The 16377-nt window shown below is 60.9% G+C and carries 13 protein-coding genes; 6 read left to right on the forward strand and 7 right to left on the reverse strand.

Annotated features, from left to right (window positions below; all coding sequences use genetic code 11):
- Nucleotides 1–193: 193 nt before the first annotated feature.
- The gene (locus BLO80_RS15935) at nt 194–2884 is read right to left on the reverse strand and encodes a hypothetical protein (protein ID WP_092340932.1); all 2691 of its coding nucleotides are present in this window, start codon (nt 2882–2884) and stop codon (nt 194–196) included.
- 267 nt (nt 2885–3151) lie between these two features.
- On the opposite strand from BLO80_RS15935, the gene BLO80_RS15940 reads away from it, so the two are divergent.
- From BLO80_RS15940 to BLO80_RS15960, 5 genes are all read left to right on the forward strand, one after another.
- Complete coding sequence (locus BLO80_RS15940) at nt 3152–4579, forward strand: di-heme oxidoreductase family protein (RefSeq protein ID WP_092334311.1); 1428 nt, start codon at nt 3152–3154, stop codon at nt 4577–4579.
- Between the two features lie 28 nt (nt 4580–4607).
- Nucleotides 4608–5672 carry an imelysin family protein gene (locus tag BLO80_RS15945; protein ID WP_092334313.1) on the forward strand — a complete coding sequence of 355 codons (1065 nt, stop codon included), beginning with the start codon at nt 4608–4610 and terminating at the stop codon, nt 5670–5672.
- Between the two features lie 2 nt (nt 5673–5674).
- The gene (locus BLO80_RS15950) at nt 5675–6772 is read left to right on the forward strand and encodes a DUF1513 domain-containing protein (RefSeq protein ID WP_092334315.1); all 1098 of its coding nucleotides are present in this window, start codon (nt 5675–5677) and stop codon (nt 6770–6772) included.
- A 154-nt stretch (nt 6773–6926) separates the two neighbouring features.
- Entirely contained in the window at nt 6927–8075 is a 1149-nt protein-coding gene (locus BLO80_RS15955; protein WP_092334317.1) for an efflux RND transporter periplasmic adaptor subunit, read from the forward strand.
- Nucleotides 8076–8088: 13 nt separating this feature from the next.
- Complete coding sequence (locus tag BLO80_RS15960) at nt 8089–11115, forward strand: multidrug efflux RND transporter permease subunit (protein WP_092334319.1); 3027 nt, start codon at nt 8089–8091, stop codon at nt 11113–11115.
- Nucleotides 11116–11251: 136 nt separating this feature from the next.
- Here the strand turns inward: BLO80_RS15960 and BLO80_RS30315 are convergent, their stop codons facing one another.
- From BLO80_RS30315 to colR, 5 genes are all read right to left on the reverse strand, one after another.
- A complete protein-coding gene (locus BLO80_RS30315; protein WP_092201589.1) occupies nt 11252–11479 on the reverse strand; it encodes a hypothetical protein in 228 nt (75 codons plus the stop codon).
- Between the two features lie 2 nt (nt 11480–11481).
- Nucleotides 11482–12192 carry a lipopolysaccharide kinase InaA family protein gene (locus BLO80_RS15970; protein ID WP_092334321.1) on the reverse strand — a complete coding sequence of 237 codons (711 nt, stop codon included), beginning with the start codon at nt 12190–12192 and terminating at the stop codon, nt 11482–11484.
- Between the two features lie 4 nt (nt 12193–12196).
- Nucleotides 12197–12865, reverse strand: a complete 669-nt coding sequence (locus BLO80_RS15975; protein ID WP_092334323.1) for a class I SAM-dependent methyltransferase — start codon at nt 12863–12865, stop codon at nt 12197–12199.
- A 114-nt stretch (nt 12866–12979) separates the two neighbouring features.
- A complete protein-coding gene (locus tag BLO80_RS15980; protein ID WP_092334325.1) occupies nt 12980–14257 on the reverse strand; it encodes a sensor histidine kinase in 1278 nt (425 codons plus the stop codon).
- Nucleotides 14247–14930, reverse strand: a complete 684-nt coding sequence (gene colR / locus BLO80_RS15985; RefSeq protein ID WP_024779529.1) for a two-component system response regulator ColR — start codon at nt 14928–14930, stop codon at nt 14247–14249. The genes BLO80_RS15980 and colR overlap by 11 nt, the downstream gene beginning before the upstream one ends.
- 329 nt (nt 14931–15259) lie before the next feature.
- On the opposite strand from colR, the gene BLO80_RS15990 reads away from it, so the two are divergent.
- On the forward strand, nt 15260–16003 hold the full coding sequence (locus tag BLO80_RS15990; protein WP_092334327.1) for a phosphatase PAP2 family protein: 744 nt from the start codon (nt 15260–15262) through the stop codon (nt 16001–16003).
- Between the two features lie 48 nt (nt 16004–16051).
- Here the strand turns inward: BLO80_RS15990 and BLO80_RS15995 are convergent.
- The coding region (locus BLO80_RS15995; protein ID WP_139197010.1) for a transposase at nt 16052–16377 on the reverse strand (326 nt) is incomplete at its 5' end.

Here is a 16377-nt window from a genome sequence, read left to right on the forward strand (position 1 = left end):
TGGTGTGAGGCTAGCTGATGGATACCCTGATGGACTGGGAGCACAGGCGCCCGTGAAACGCAGCGGGTGAGGGGGAGGGTCAGGATTGGCAGGTCTTCGGCTTTGCGAAGTGTCGCCACCTTCACAACGATGGCGACCCAAGGCATCAACGCACGAGCGATCAGATAATTACCGTTCTTCAATGAACGGACTTTCATGTCTCCACGACCATAATTGCACTTGCATGATCATATTCGTACACCGCGATTTGATCGTTGAACTTGTCAGGTATAACGCACCACCGCCGCCCGGCATCCACAACATCGGCAGACCAGGCCCGATCCCCGCCAAAACCAGCATTGCCGTTATAAGCCAGCAAAAGCATGCCCCACACCGATAACATGGGAAGGGTCCCACCCCGAAGCTGTGCGTAGTACCAACTATCCCCAAACGTTCCTCGAGTAGGATTGACCCTGCTGGCTAACCAGACATTGGCAACGATGACTCGATAGGAGCCACTTTGACCGGATGAGTCGCGCACAGTTATCGTAGCGGTACCCCGCCCCCTCGATATGACCCGTGGATGCGCTTCTGAAGCAACCTCGGCAACAGCGGGATTGCTGGATGTGTAGTAGTAGGGTGCGAGACCACCTGACGGTACTCGTTCCACGAACGCGTTAGTGGGTGGATTTGGCGGTATAGCAGTAGTTCTGACATGCAGCCCGTTGAGAAGACCGTCCGCGGGGTCGACAGTCAGACGCTCCACCACCGTAATCCTCCAGGGCGGCGACACTGGATTACTACGGAGGATCGCCCGGGCGGTGAAACTATGCCCCCCTATGGCGAGCCCGCTCAGAGTGTCACCCCATAAGCCATTGGTATCGACCTCGACCGTCTTTTTGTATTCATCATTATCGAAAATTTCGACTTTCGTGTTGGGCGTTGCTTCGCCGGTCAGCATCACGGTGGTCGAGAGGGAGTAGCCGTTATCGGAGATCGGGGTGTCGCTGGGATCCTTGACCGAGGTAATGAGCGGTGTTTCCAGCACCACGGACCTGATCGAGTAAGTGCGCAGGGGAAAGCTGATGGCCTCGGTGATATCCGGGGCTTTATTGAACGTCACCTGCAGCACGACGTTCAGGTCAGAGCGGTCGCGCAATAGTTGCAGTTGACCTTGGGGAACCGGTCTGGACAGTCCGATCCTCACTTCATCCGCCGTCAGGCTTGTGGCGGTTTGCAAGGTGATCGTATGCCTCGTCCCGTCAGTCTTGGTGCCTTCGCAGTAAAGCCATACCTTCTGGTCAATGGCAATGAGCGGCCAGGGCACCACCGTCACATTGGCGTCACCCGCGTAACTGGCCAGGTCAAGCTCAGGTCCGGCGCCGTCATTGGCCGCTTCGGGAATCAGCGGCGTCGGCAGATCGCTCTGGGCGATATCGCGCACGTTGAGCAGGAGCGGATCGGAGGGGGTGGTGGTCGCTCGGTCATTACGGGTGACGGTATAGCTTACCGTCACCGTCTTGCCCAAATTGAAGGCCAGGACCGCGACCGGAATCGGCACCTCCTTGTCGCCAACAGTACCGACCTCCTCTGCGTCGGTGGTGTGGGAACCGGCGCCGGCCGTACCGGCCCAAGTCACGCTTAGCAGGTCGGTGGGCAACATGCCGTCATAGCGCACCACTACAGTCAACGTGTCTTTTGCATCAACCGGGTCGAGGCTGTTGCCAGGCGCTTCCTCGACCCTGGGCGGAGGCAGGTTCAGCCCTCCCTCCCCGATGACGGTGGCCCTGGCGATTTTTGAGGTGCCTACCAGCACCGTGTTTCTGAGCAACCTATAGGACGCTTGCACCGTACTGCCCGGGATGACCTTGTCGTTTGGAATCGTCAGGACACAGGCCTTTTTCTGCCCGAATTCATCAGTTTCAACCGTGCCCGTGGCCAGGACCATGACATCCGGCTGGCCAGCGACCTTCGCGACATAGGTCGCCTCCACCGTGTCCCCTGGCAGGAAACGCGATTCACCGGTCAGGACGATCAACAACAATGGGTTGGCTCCCAGCTTTTCGAGATCAATGGTGCTTGGATCGTCGCCCGCATCACTGGCAATTTCCCGTGGGATTGGTTGCGGCAATCGGACACCGGCCTGGTCCACGTCCACCGTCTGCACCGCCGACCAAGGGGCGTCGGGGTCCGGAGAGTTGTTAAGCTGATCGTTGACCGTGAAGGAAAACCTGAATTCAGGATCGTCGCGCAGGTCGGCGCTGGTCACTTCGAAGCACACCCGGGTGGGGGTCGCCGAGCCATGCGCGGGCGGCGCGGGGGCCTGGGTGACATCGACGGCGTGATACACGTCGCGGCCGTTGCAATTGAGCCGGATGCGGTCGTAGGCGCGGCAATACGGGTACGCCACGCACACCGTCGCCCGGGTGAAACCTGGCCCCACGCCGTTCTTGATTTCGTCCGGCAGTATCAGCTCCAGTTCGGAATGCGCATTATCGCCAGGCGTCACGTCCTCGATGCCGGGACGGATACTGTTGTACAAAATCTCCAGCGGTGGCTCCGAAGTCCCAAAATTCGCACCGGCACGTGTCACGGTATAAGTCAGCCGATTGACGATCCCTGGTAACAATTTGCCGTGCGGGATGTACAGCGTGACCATGTCATCGAGACCTTGAGTCTGACCTCTATCCAGAGCCAGCTCGCCATTCAGGTTAATAGATACCGTGTCACCTACGTCCTGCCCCAAATAGGGGCCCACCTCCACCGTGCATCCCATGGGTTCGAGGTCATAAACGTGCTTGGGCACACCGTAATCGGCGCCCTGCACGGGCATCGTCGCGCGGGGCAGCCTGGGCGGGTACAGCATCAGCACCGTTTGATCGACGGTGATCGATGAGTCAGTCATGAGACATGCCCCCCTTTAATTCTGAGGAGATATCACACCTCGGATACGAGGGACTGGCTACTGTCAGAACTTACAGGTAAGAAGTGAATGCAGACGAACGGTTGAGACAGAGGATGCCTGGGCACTGGAATCAAGCCTTGAGCAAGCAACGTTTGCGTCACCCTGATTAAAGCGATACCCACAAACCAAACGATAATTCCTCTTATTCAAACTCCCCGGCCCTGTTAGACTTTGCGCCCTCTTTTCACCTCTCTCCCAGGTCGCCCGATGCCGTCGTTGCCTCTTCGTTTATGTGCACTGTTCATGGCCCTGGGCCTGAGTGCCTGCGATGACGCCCCGCGTTTTACCCAGGCCGAACCGGGTGAAGCCCGCTCCGGTGGCGCCGCGACGGTTCGCAAGAGCGATCAGAACGCCTTTTCCCTGCCCTCGGCCAACCTGCCACCTTCGCGGCGCGTGGATTTCAGCGTCGGCAACAGTTTCTTCCGCAGCCCGTGGGTGATCGCCCCCTCGACCACCACCGCCCGGGACGGCCTCGGCCCGTTGTTCAACACCAACGCCTGCCAGAACTGCCACATCAAGGACGGGCGCGGTCATCCCCCAGCGCCGGACGCCGCCAGCGCGGTGTCGATGCTGGTACGCCTGTCGATTCCCGATGCGCCGCCCTACGCCAAGGTCATCGAACAACTGGGGGTGGTGCCGGAGCCGGTTTACGGTGGGCAATTGCAGGACATGTCCGTCCCCGGTGTCGCTCCCGAAGGTAAAGTCCGGGTCGATTACAGCCCCGTCCCGGTGCGCTTCAAGGACGGCACCGTCGTGGAACTGCGCAAGCCAAACCTGCAAATCACCCAATTGGCCTATGGGCCGATGCACCCGGACACGCGTTTTTCCGCCCGTGTCGCTCCGCCCATGATCGGCCTGGGGTTGCTGGAGGCGATCCCCGACGAAGCCATTCTGGCCAACGCCCAAGCCCAGGCGCGGGAAAACAACGGCATCGCCGGTCGCCCCAACCAGGTCTGGGACGATGCCCAACAGAAAACCGTACTTGGACGGTTTGGCTGGAAAGCCGGGCAGGCCAACCTCAACCAACAGAACGTCCATGCGTTCTCCGGTGACATGGGGCTGACGACGAGCCTGCGGCCCTTCGACGACTGCACCGAAACCCAAGTCGATTGCAAGCGCGCCCCCAGCGGCAACGGCCCGGACGGCGAGCCCGAAGTCAGCGACAACATCCTGCGACTGGTGCTGTTCTACAGCCGCAACCTCGCCGTGCCGGCCCGCCGCGAGGTGAATTCGCCCCAGGTACTGGCGGGCAAGAATCTGTTTTTCCAGGCCGGTTGCCAGTCTTGCCACACACCGAAATACACCACGTCCGCCCATGCTGCCGAACCGGAGTTGGCGAACCAGGTCATCCGCCCCTACACCGACCTGCTGCTGCACGACATGGGCGAAGGCCTGGCCGACAACCGCAGCGAATTCAAGGCCAGCGGCCGTGATTGGCGAACCCCACCGTTGTGGGGCATCGGCCTGACCGAAACCGTCAATGGCCACACCCAGTTCCTGCATGACGGTCGTGCCCGCAACCTGCTCGAAGCCGTGCTGTGGCATGGCGGCGAAGCACAAGCGGCGCAACGCCAGGTTTTAGCGTTCAATGCCGAGCAACGCGCCGCGTTGCTGGCCTTTCTGAATTCCCTTTAAATGCCTTTTCCAGAAATGGGAGCCTGACATGTTCCGTCCCAAGCTGTTGTTCACCAGCCTCGCCGCCCTCGCCCTCGGTGCCTGCTCGCCCCAGGACCCGCAAGCCGTCACCTCGGCCGCCATCGCCAAGCAAGTGATCCTGCCGACCTACAGTCGCTGGGTCGAGGCCGACCGGCAACTGGCGACCAGCGCCCTGGCGTTCTGCCAAGGCAAGGAAACCCTGGACACCGCCCGCGCCGACTTCCTCAAGGCGCAAAAAGCCTGGGCCGAGTTGCAACCCCTGTTGATCGGCCCGCTGGCCGAGGGCAACCGCGCCTGGCAGGTGCAGTTCTGGCCGGACAAGAAAAACCTGGTGGGCCGTCAGGTCGAGCAACTGGTCAATAGCCAGCCACAGATCGACGCCGCCGGCCTGGCCAAGTCCAGCGTTGTCGTACAAGGGCTCTCGGCCTACGAATACCTGCTGTTCGACGCGAAAATCGACATGGCCGACAGCGCCCAGAAAGCCAAGTACTGCCCGCTGCTCACCGCCATCGGCGAACGCCAGAAACAACTGGCCGAAGAGATCCTGTCGGGCTGGAACGCCAACGACGGCATGCTCGCCCAGATGAGCAAGTTCCCCAACCAGCGCTACGCCGACTCCCACGAGGCGATCGCCGATCTGCTGCGCGTGCAGGTCACGGCCCTGGACACGTTGAAGAAAAAACTCGGTACGCCGATGGGCCGCCAGAGCAAGGGCGTACCTCAGCCATTCCAGGCCGATGCCTGGCGCAGCCAGTCGTCGTTGCAAGGGCTGGAAGCCAGCCTGAGCGCGGCCAGGACCGTCTGGGCCGGCGTGGACAACAAGGGCCTGCGCGGCCTGCTGCCAAGCGACCAGAAACCGTTGGCGGACAAGATCGACGCCGCCTACGATGCCTCCTTGAAACTGTTCGCCAGCAGCCAGCGCTCGTTGACTGAAATGCTCAACGACGATGCCGGGCGCCAGCAACTCAACGATTTGTACGACAGCCTCAACGTCGTCCATCGCCTGCACGAAGGCGAACTGGCCAAGGCGCTGGGCATTCAACTGGGCTTCAATGCCAACGACGGTGACTGATCATGTTTCGACGTCAGGTCCTGGCACTGGGCAGCTTGCTGCTCGGCGCCGTCACCCTGGGCGGCTGGACGCTGTTCAAGCAAAAGGACAAGCACCCACTCTTGCTTTCGGCACGGGACGATAGCGACGGCAAGCATTACGCCGTCGGTTATCGACTGGACGGCACGCGGGTGTTCGCCACCCAGGTCGGCCAACGCTGCCATGACATCATCCATCACCCGACGCAACCGATTGCGCTGTTCGTCGCCCGTCGTCCAGGCACCGAAAGCTACTTGATCGACCTGCGCGACGGGGCGCTGCTGCAAACCATCGCCTCGTTGCCGAACCGGCATTTCTACGGCCACGCGGTCATCCATAACAGCGGCGAATGGCTGTACGCCACCGAGAACGACACCACCGACCCGGGGCGCGGCCTATTGGGCGTGTACCGTTTCGAAGGCGAACGGCTGGTGCACAGCGGCGAAATGTCCACCCATGGCATTGGTCCTCACCAGGTGTCCTGGATGCCCGATGGCGAGACGCTGGTGGTGGCCAACGGTGGCATTCGCACCGAGGCCGAAAGCCGGGTCGAAATGAACCTCGACGCCATGGAGCCAAGCCTGGTGCTGATGCAACGCGATGGCACCCTGCTGAGCAAGGAAACCCTCGCCCAATCGATGAACAGCGTGCGCCACCTCGGCATCGCCAGTGACGGCACTATCGTTTCCGGCCAGCAGTTCATGGGCGCTGCCCACGAATCGTCGGAACTGGTGGCGATCAAGCGGCCAGGGCAGCCGTTCCAGGCATTCCCGGTGCCCGAAGAACAATTGCAGGCCATGGGGCACTACACCGCCAGCGTCGCTGTGCACAGCGACCTGCGCCTGGTGGCCCTGACCGCCCCGCGCGGCAACCGCTTCTTCATCTGGGACCTGGACAGTGGCGAGGTCCGCCTGGATGCCCCCTTGCCGGACTGTGCCGGTGTGGGCGCGGTGACCGACGGTTTTGTCGTGACGTCGGGCCAAGGACGTTGCCGCTATTACGATTGCCGTCAGACACAACTGGTTGCAAAACCCCTGGATCTACCGGCAGGGCTCTGGGACAACCATTTACATCTGGCCTGAACAAGGGAGCGAAGCGCCATCGGCGCCAAGCTCCCTGTTTTTCGGAAAAGTCCCACGCGCCATGGGCCCGCCAGCATCTGGAATAGCCCGCACACTCAGAGTAATGTGCCCGCCTATCTGTATTTTCTCTCAGCTCTTTCCAAGGAAGTGGAACATGCTGCGACGCCGCATGCTGATCATGTTGGGTGTTGTCCTGCTGGTAGTGCTATTGCTCGCCGGCTACAAGGCCTTCTCCGTTTACCAGCAGATCCAGTCGTTCTCCAAGCCGAAACCTCCGGTCAGCGTCGCCGTGGCCACGGCCACCCAGCAACCCTGGCAGGCTCGCCTGCCCACCGTCGGCAGCTTGAAGGCGCTGCAAGGGGTGGACCTGAGCCTGGAAATCGCCGGGACCGTGCAGAAGGTGCAGTTCCAGTCCGGGCAAAAGGTCAAGGCCGGTCAGCCGCTCCTGCAACTGGACAGCGAAGTCGAAAGCGCCCTGCTGGAAACCGCCGAGGCCGACCTGGGCCTGTCGCAAGTGGATTTTGGTCGCGGCCGACAACTGGTGGGCAGCCAGGCGATCTCCAAGGGCGAATTCGACCGGCTCTCGGCGCAACTGAAGAAGAACCAGGCCACGGTCAACCAGCTCAAGGCGTCGCTGGCCAAGAAACACATCCTGGCGCCGTTCAGCGGCACCATCGGCATTCGCCAGGTGGATGTCGGCGACTACCTGGCCAGTGGCACGGTGATCGCCACCCTGCAAGACCTCAGCAGCCTGTACGTGGACTTCTACGTGCCCGAGCAAAACGTGCCCCGGCTCGCTGTTGCCCAATCGGTCAACGTCAGCGTCTCGGCCTATCCCGGGCAGACCTTCGTCGGCACCATCAGCGCGATCAACCCCAAGGTCGAGGACAGCACCCGCAACGTCCTGGTGCGCGCCACCCTGGCCAACCCCGACGGCAAGCTGCTGCCCGGCATGTTCGCCAACCTGCAGGTGATCCTGCCGGACGTGGCCGCCGGAATCGTCGTGCCGGAAAGCGCCGTGACCTACACCCTCTACGGCAACTCCATGTACGTGGTGACGCAAAAGAAAGCCGCCGACGGCACAGTCGAGAAAGACGGCAAGGGCCAGCCGGTCCTGATCGCCGAACGGCGTTTCGTTGAAACCGGCGAGCGACGCGACGGGCAGGTGCTGGTTTCCAAAGGCGTGCAGAGCGGCGAACAAGTCGTGATCGCCGGCCAGATCAAGCTCGATAACGGTACGCCGATCGCCATCAGCGACGACAAGACCCTGACCGAACAGAACAGCTCGCCGCGGGCGGACTGATCAAGGAACCCCCATGGCTTTTACCGATCCGTTCATCCGTCGCCCGGTGCTCGCCACCGTGGTCAGCCTGTTGATCGTACTGCTGGGCTTCCAGGCCTGGAGCAAGCTGCCCCTGCGTCAGTATCCACAAATGGAAAACGCCCTGATCACGGTGACCACCGCCTACCCCGGGGCCAACGCCGAGACCATCCAGGGCTACATCACCCAACCGATGCAGCAGAGCCTGGCCAGTGCCGAGGGCATCGACTACATGACCTCGGTCAGTCGCCAGAATTTCTCGGTGATTTCGGTTTATGCCCGCATCGGCTCCAACAGCGACCGGCTCTTTACCGAACTGCTGGCCAAGGCCAACGAGGTCAAGAACCAGTTGCCCCAGGATGCCGAGGACCCGGTCCTCAGCCGCGAGGCCGCCGATGCCTCGGCGCTGATGTACATCAGCTTCTTCAGCAAGGAACTGAACAACCCGCAGATCACCGACTACCTGTCACGGGTGATCCAGCCCAAGCTGGCGACACTGCCCGGCATGGCCGAGGCGGAGATCCTCGGCAACCAGGTCTTCGCCATGCGCCTGTGGCTGGACCCGGTCAAGCTCGCCGGCTTCGGCCTGACCGCCGCCGACGTGACCAATGCCGTGCGCCAGCACAACTTCCTCTCCGCCGCCGGTGAAGTGAAAGGCGAATACGTCGTCACCAGCATCAACGCCAACACCGAACTCAAGTCCGCCGAGGCCTTCGCCGCGATCCCGCTCAAGACCGACGGCGACAGCCGCGTGTTGCTGCGGGACGTGGCCCGCGTGGAAATGGGCGCCGAGAACTACGACACCATCAGTTCCTTTGGTGGCACGCCTTCGGTGTACATCGGGATCAAGGCCACGCCGGGCGCGAACCCGCTGGATGTGATCAAGGAAGTGCGCAAGATCATGCCGGAGATGGAGGCGCAACTCCCGACCAACCTCAAGGCCGAGATCGCCTACGACGCCACCCTGTTCATCCAGGCGTCCCTCGACGAGGTGGTGAAAACCCTGTTCGAGGCGGTGCTGATCGTCATCGTCGTGGTGTTCCTGTTCCTCGGCGCCCTGCGTTCGGTGATCATCCCGGTGGTGACCATCCCGCTGTCGATGATCGGCGTGATGTTCTTCATGCAGTTGATGGGCTACTCGATGAACCTGCTGACGCTGCTGGCCATGGTGCTCGCCATCGGCCTGGTGGTGGACGACGCCATCGTGGTGGTGGAGAACATTCACCGGCACATCGAGGAAGGCAAGACCCCGTTCGACGCCGCGATAGAAGGTGCCCGGGAAATCGCCATGCCGGTGGTCTCGATGACCATCACACTGGCGGCGGTGTATGCACCGATCGGCCTGCTCGAGGGCCTGACGGGCGCCTTGTTCAAGGAGTTCGCCTTGACCCTGGCCGGGGCGGTGGTGATCTCCGGGATCGTCGCCCTGACCCTGTCGCCCATGATGTGCGCCCTGCTCCTGCGCCACGATAAAAACCCCTCGGGGCTGGCCCATCGGCTGGACATGCTCTTCGAACGCTTGAAGAGCCGTTACCAGCGCATGCTCCATGGCACGCTCAACACCCGGCCGGTGGTACTGGTGTTCGCGGTGATCGTACTGCTGCTGATCCCGGTGCTGGTCATGTTCAGCAAGTCCGAGCTGGCCCCCGACGAGGACCAGGGCATCATCTTCATGATGGCCAACGCCCCGCAGCCCACCAACCTCGACTACCTGAACACCTATACCGATCAGTTCATTACCATTTTCAAGGAGTTCCCGGAGTACTACTCCTCGTTCCAGATCAATGGCTATAACGGCGTGCAGTCGGGCATCGGTGGCTTCCTGCTCAAACCCTGGAACGAACGCGACCGCACCCAGATGGAAATCCTGCCCGAGGTCCAGGCCAAGCTGGAAAGCGTGCCTGGCTTGCAGATCTTCGGCTTCAACCTGCCCTCGCTGCCGGGCACCGGCGAAGGCTTGCCGTTCGCGTTCGTCATCAACTCCCCGAAGGACTACGCAACGCTGCTGGAGGTTGCCGACCGGGTCAAAAAGCGCGCATTGGATTCCGGCAAGTTCGCGTTCATGGACATTGACCTTGCGTTCGACAAGCCAGAAGTCGTGGTGGATATCGATCGCGCCAAGGCCGCCCAGATGGGCGTTTCCATGCAGGACCTGGGCGGCACCCTGGCGACGCTGCTGGGGGAATCAGAGATCAATCGCTTCACCCTCGAAGGCCGCAGCTACAAGGTCATCGCCCAGGTCGAACGACCGTTCCGGGACAACCCGGACTGGCTGAACAATTACTACGTGAAAAATGCAAAGGGTGAATCGCTACCGCTATCGACCTTGATCAAGGTCAGCGACCGGGCGCGACCGCGGCAACTGAACCAGTTCCAGCAGCTCAATGCGGTGACGATTTCAGGCTTCCCCATCGTGAGCATGGGCGAGGCCATCGAGACCGTCCGCCAGATCGCCCGGGAGGAAGCGCCGGTGGGGTTCGCCTTCGATTACGCCGGGGCTTCACGCCAGTTCGTACAGGAAGGCAGCGCGTTGTGGGTGACCTTTGCCCTGGCCCTGGCGATTATCTTCCTGGTGCTGGCCGCGCAGTTCGAAAGCTTCCGGGACCCGCTGGTGATCCTGGTGACCGTGCCGTTGTCCATCTGCGGTGCCCTGATTCCGCTGTTCCTCGGCTGGTCGAGCATGAACATCTATACCCAGGTGGGCCTGGTGACGCTGATCGGCCTGATCAGCAAGCACGGAATCCTGATTGTCGAGTTCGCCAACCAGTTGCGCAGGGAACAGAACCTGTCGCCGCGCGAAGCCGTGGAACAAGCCGCGTCGATTCGTCTGCGACCGGTGCTGATGACCACTGCGGCGATGGTGTTCGGCATGGTGCCGCTCATCTTCGCCACAGGCGCCGGGGCAGTGAGCCGCTTCGACATCGGCACGGTGATCGCCACAGGCATGTCGATTGGCACCTTGTTCACCCTGTTTGTGCTGCCCTGCGTCTACACACTGCTGGCCAGGCCCGATAAACCCTGAAGGCGGCCAGAAGGGAACTGGATGGTTTTTGTGGCGAGGGAGCAAGCTCCCTCGCCACAGGTTTTAGTGTTCGACTGGAGATTGCGGCAGGAAAAAAAGGCCTCGCATAGGCGAGGCCTTTTTGGCTTCGTGATGTTCAACTCTGAGGCCTCATCCCTTGGGACAGGCTGAACATGAACAGCAGCAGATCATCGTCCGGTCGGATCGCCTCGCTCGCCTTTGCCACACGCGGCAAGGGACAATGCGCACCCGCACTGGAGGCACTGAGTATCTGCGAGCGTGGCTGTTCCCACACAGCCACCGCCATCGACGTAACTGCCAGGGCTCCGACTAAAAACAAACCTCTAGCAATTTCTAGTTTCATCGCTATAAACCTTTGATAGCGCTGCCAAACGCCGTCTCATAAAAGTAGACGAATTTTTTCCAGTCGGCATCGCTGAACGACGAATGGCGCCGCAGTTGCTTCAGGTCATGGGAGGCCGCACGCCGGGCGGTCAGCCGCTGGCGACACTTCTCAAAATCCAGCAGGGCTACTTCGGCCTTAGCCGCCTCGCCCTCCCCGGTCACGCGCACAAAGACATGCTTGATATAGATGCAGCCATGCTGCCAGCGTCCCTTGTGCATGCGGGCCAGGCTTTCAGCCAGTGCCAGGAGGATTTGATCATGCACCGCGTCGCCATGACGCTCGCGCCCACCGCCGGCATACCAGTGCTCGATCTCTTCAAAACCTTCCAGCGCCTGGGTCACCAGCAGCGCACGCCACTTATGAACCGGGTCCCGCTGGGCGCCACAGAAAATCAACTGGGGGACGCGGACATCGAGCCGAGTCAACGCCAGCAGTGCATCCTGTTCACGCAGAACGGTCGGCCGACCTAACGGGTGCAGCCAACTGCGATAAATGTGTCCGGTCTGACGCTTGGCATAAAGCAGCTTGCCATCTTGGCCCCTGATCCGTTGCACACCGCTTTCACCACCGCGACGCACATTGGGCTCTTCCACCCATTCACCCTGCTGGCGCCAGAAATGCTCGAAGTCGTCGAGGAGAATCGTTGATGTCTCTGCCGCCTGTACACCCATGCCCTTACCTCTTGCGTAATACATAAACTCGCCACATGGCATAGAGCGGTAGGAAATCCAGCCGTTCCTGAATACGAAACCCAGCCTGTCGAAACTCTTCTTCTACTGTATCTGTCGGTAACACAAATCGATTCTGGTAGTCTTTCTGCCCACGAGTGCGCTCCAGGCGCTTGCGTTTCCAGGCCTTGAAATTGCCATCGACCCACAATGAAACGATCACGCTGTCACGGCTGACACGCTCGAATTCCTTGAGAATCGCCAGTCGATGCGCGGGTTCACCGATGTGATGCAACAAACGCATACAAAAAATACTGTCGACGGCGTTATCAGGCAAGGCGATGTCGAACGCAGAAGTGTGCAAGGGCCGTACCCGTTTTACGACATCGCTCGGTTGAGCCTCCAATGCCGTACCGAGCATGGCCTCGGAATTGTCCGCGCCGATGATGACTCGGTTCGGTTTTTCGGCCAGCAAAGGCCAGAAGCGCCCCGCACCGCAGGGCAGGTCCAGGACCAGGCCCGGGTCTCCGACGAGTGCCAATGCACGCCGGGCCAGCTGTTGGTCTCGCTGGTTGGAAAGACGGCGACTCAAGCCACGGCGATGCTTATGGAAATATTCCCTGGCGTGCTGCTCGTCGTATTTTTCAGAAAATTCCAGTTTGATGGGTTTGGACATTAGGTGGGCCTCGATGATTGATCGACCCCACCTTATGAATCGGAATGTCATGCCTTTGTGAAAATAAAGTTAGGTAACCGCTCCAATGTTTACAAGACTTTTCGGCATAGGGGCTTAGCCCTTTGGATTCAATTCCACTTCGAAATGGCAACCATTGGGCTCCATCGTACTGAGGCTGACTGTCCAGCCCTGGTTCTCGCAAATGCGCTGTACCAGGGACAAGCCCAGTCCCAAACCCTCGCCGCGTTTTTCGTTACCGCGCACGAACGGCTCGAACATCGCTTCGCGCTTCTCCTCAGGAATCCCCACGCCGCTGTCCTCGACCACGAATCCGGTGGTGGTCAGCGAAAGGCGGATAAATCCATGGTCGGTATAGTGCAGGGCATTACGCAACAGATTGCCCATCACGGCCGTCAGGAACGTGGCGTTATACAGGGTGTCGACGGTTTGCCCGGGTTCGAAGATCAGCGTCAGGCCTTTGGATTCGATGGGTGCACGCCATACGCCAAGGAGGTTCTCGGCCACCTGCCCCAGGGTCAGCCGAGGCGACATGCCGCTGTCCTCCCGCTCGGCCCTGGCGAGCATCAGGAAAGTCTGCACCAGTTCGCGCATCTCTTCACTGGCCCGATTGATGCGCTCGACCTGGGTACGACCGCGCGGGTCCAGCGCCGGGTTTTCCAACAGCAACTCACAAGAAGTCGCCAGGACCATCAACGGTGTACGCAACTCATGGCTCACGTCGCTGGTAAACAACCGCTCGCGGGTCAAGGCCTGGCGCAAACGCCCCAGTGTGGCGTCGAACGCCACCGCCAGTTCTCCCACCTCATCGGCGGCATAATCCGGGGCCAGCGGCGGCGCGAGCCCCAGAAGCTGATCGCGATGACGCACTTGCCGGGCCAGGCGAACCACGGGCGCCATTACCCGGCGTGCCAGGACCCAGCCCAGAAATACCGCCAGCGCCAGGCTGAGTACGAACCCCACCAGCACCACGGCGAACAGCACCCGTTCGCGCTCTTCGAAGTCGCTCTGGTCTTGCAGCAACACGTAGTGCCGGCCGTCAACGATCTCGACCATGGCGTGATAGGACAACTGCTCGCGAAACACCTCGTGGAAACCACGCTCCAGATGGCGCAGATCCTTGGGCAACTCGAAATCCCCCGGGCCGCCGCTGAAGTAAAACAACTGGTCGGGTTCCGGCCGATGGTTCCAGTCCGAGACGCTGTCCATCAACAGCAGGCGTTGCAAATCACCGCCAAGCCCGGCGGAGATCAGTTTCTCTTCAACCAGATGGACCGTCGCCACGATGCCCATGGCGAACGCACCGGCCACCAACGCGCTCATCAGCGCAAACGCGATGATGATCCGTTGGGCGAGACTTTGCTTAAACTCCATCGCGGCCCTCGGCCAGGCGATAGCCGACGCCGTGCACGGTATGCAACAACGGCTTTTCGAACGGTTTGTCGATCACCTGGCGCAGTTGATGGACATGGCTGCGCAAGCTGTCGCTGTCCGGGCAATCGTCGCCCCACAACGCTTCCTCGAGGATTTCGCGGCGCAGCACATGGGGACTTTTCTGCATCAGCACCGCCAACAGCTTCAGGCCGACGGGGTTGAGCTTGAGCAGCTTGCCTTCGCGTGTCACTTCGAGGGTATCGAGGTCGTAGCTCAGGTCGCCGACCTGCAAGGCCCGCCGGCCGCCACCCTGGGCACGACGCATGACGGCTTCGATCCGCGCCGCCAGCTCCGACAAGGCGAACGGTTTGATCAGGTAGTCATCGGCACCGGACTTGAAGCCCTGCAAGCGATCGTCCAACTGATCCCGGGCGGTGAGCATGATGACCGGCGTATCGCGCCGGGCGTCTTCGCGCAGGCGCTTGCACAAGGTGTAGCCGTCGATGCCTGGCAGCATGATATCGAGCACGATCAGGTCGTAATGTTCGGTCGCCGCCAGGTGCAACCCCGACAAACCGTCCTGGGCGCAATCGACGGTGTAGCCCTTGAGTCCCAGGTAATCGGCCAGGTTGGCCAGGATGTCACGGTTGTCTTCGACCAATAGAATTCGCATGGGCACCTCTGCGTACACAGTTAACGGCTGGCTTGGCCCGCGCAGCTTACGGCCAAGCGTGGCTCACGGCTAGGATTGTATCCGCCGTAGCAGCGCGGGTCCCCCTGTGGGAGCGAGCTTGCCCGCGAATGCGGTGGATCAGCCACCATCCCTGTTGAATGTGTCGACGCTTCGTGAACAAGCTCGCCCCCACAAAGATCAAATGCACTCAGGAACAGGACTGCGCGATCATTGACAAGTTTTTCACCCAACATTCACACCGCCCCAACGCCGCGCAAGCCAGACTGCGCAACGCGCTGCTTACGAAAACTCCCATCAAAGGTATTGCCATGGTCTCCACCGCCAACCGCCCCGCTTCCAGGCCGCTGAATTTCCGGGTTGCCTTGGGCCTGCCTGCCGTTGTCGCAGCCATTCTGGTACTGCTGGAACTGACCACCCTGGACATGGACGTGGCCAAGCTGTTTTACGACCCGATGGCGGGTGATTTTATCGGTCGGCACAGTTTTTTTCTGGAGGACATCCTGCACGATCGAGCCAAGGAGGTGGTGATCGCGTTCTCCGTACTGGCGATCCTCGGGTTCATTGGTACGTTTTTCATCACCCGGCTCAAACCCTTCAAACGCGAGCTGGGTTGCCTGGTGCTGTCCCTGGCACTGGCGACGTCTTTCGTCACCCCGATGAAAGCCGTGACGGCTGTGCAATGCCCCTGGAGCCTGAAGGAATTCGGCGGCAAGGAAACCTACAGTGAACTGCTCAGCCCGCGCCCGGCCACCGACAAACCCGGCCGCTGCTGGCCCGGCGGTCACGCCGCCACCGGGTTCACATTGTTTGCGCTGTTCTTCGTCCTGCGCGACCGCCGCCCGCGCCTGGCCCGCCGGGCCTTGGTACTGGCCTTGACGTTGGGCACGGTGTTTTCCCTGGGGCGGATGATGCAAGGGGCGCACTTCTTTTCCCATAACGTGTGGACGGCGGTGTTCTGTTGGCTGATTTGCCTGGGGTGTTACTACTACATCCTGTACCGACCGGCCGCCACGGCTGATCGCGTAGCTGCAACCAGTCCCGCCAATGCCTGAACTGAACCGCATCCCAATGTGGGAGATTCTATGGTGCAGGGCTACCCCCTAAATGCCTTTCGGTAAATATTCGCTCTGATTCTTCAGCAGGGCGAATACCACTCGGGCAAGCTTGCGGGCCAGTGCTACTAATGCTTCGGTTGTGCTGAGTCCCCGGGCCCTTAGTGCCTCATAAAAACCCTTCCATGCCGCTGTGCGCCTCGCCGACATCGCGGCGTTATGCATCAATCGACGGGCCTCTGGGTCACCTCGCTTAGACAGGCAGCGGCGTCCCTTCTTTTTCCCTGAGTCCGATATACGCAGGTCTAGCCCCAGAAAAGCGATGAAGGCATCGGCATTTCTGAAATCCCCACGCTGAAACGACGTGAGCAAAC

The organism is Pseudomonas sp. NFACC56-3 (assembly GCF_900100025.1).
Lineage (GTDB): Bacteria > Pseudomonadota > Gammaproteobacteria > Pseudomonadales > Pseudomonadaceae > Aquipseudomonas > Aquipseudomonas fluorescens_AA.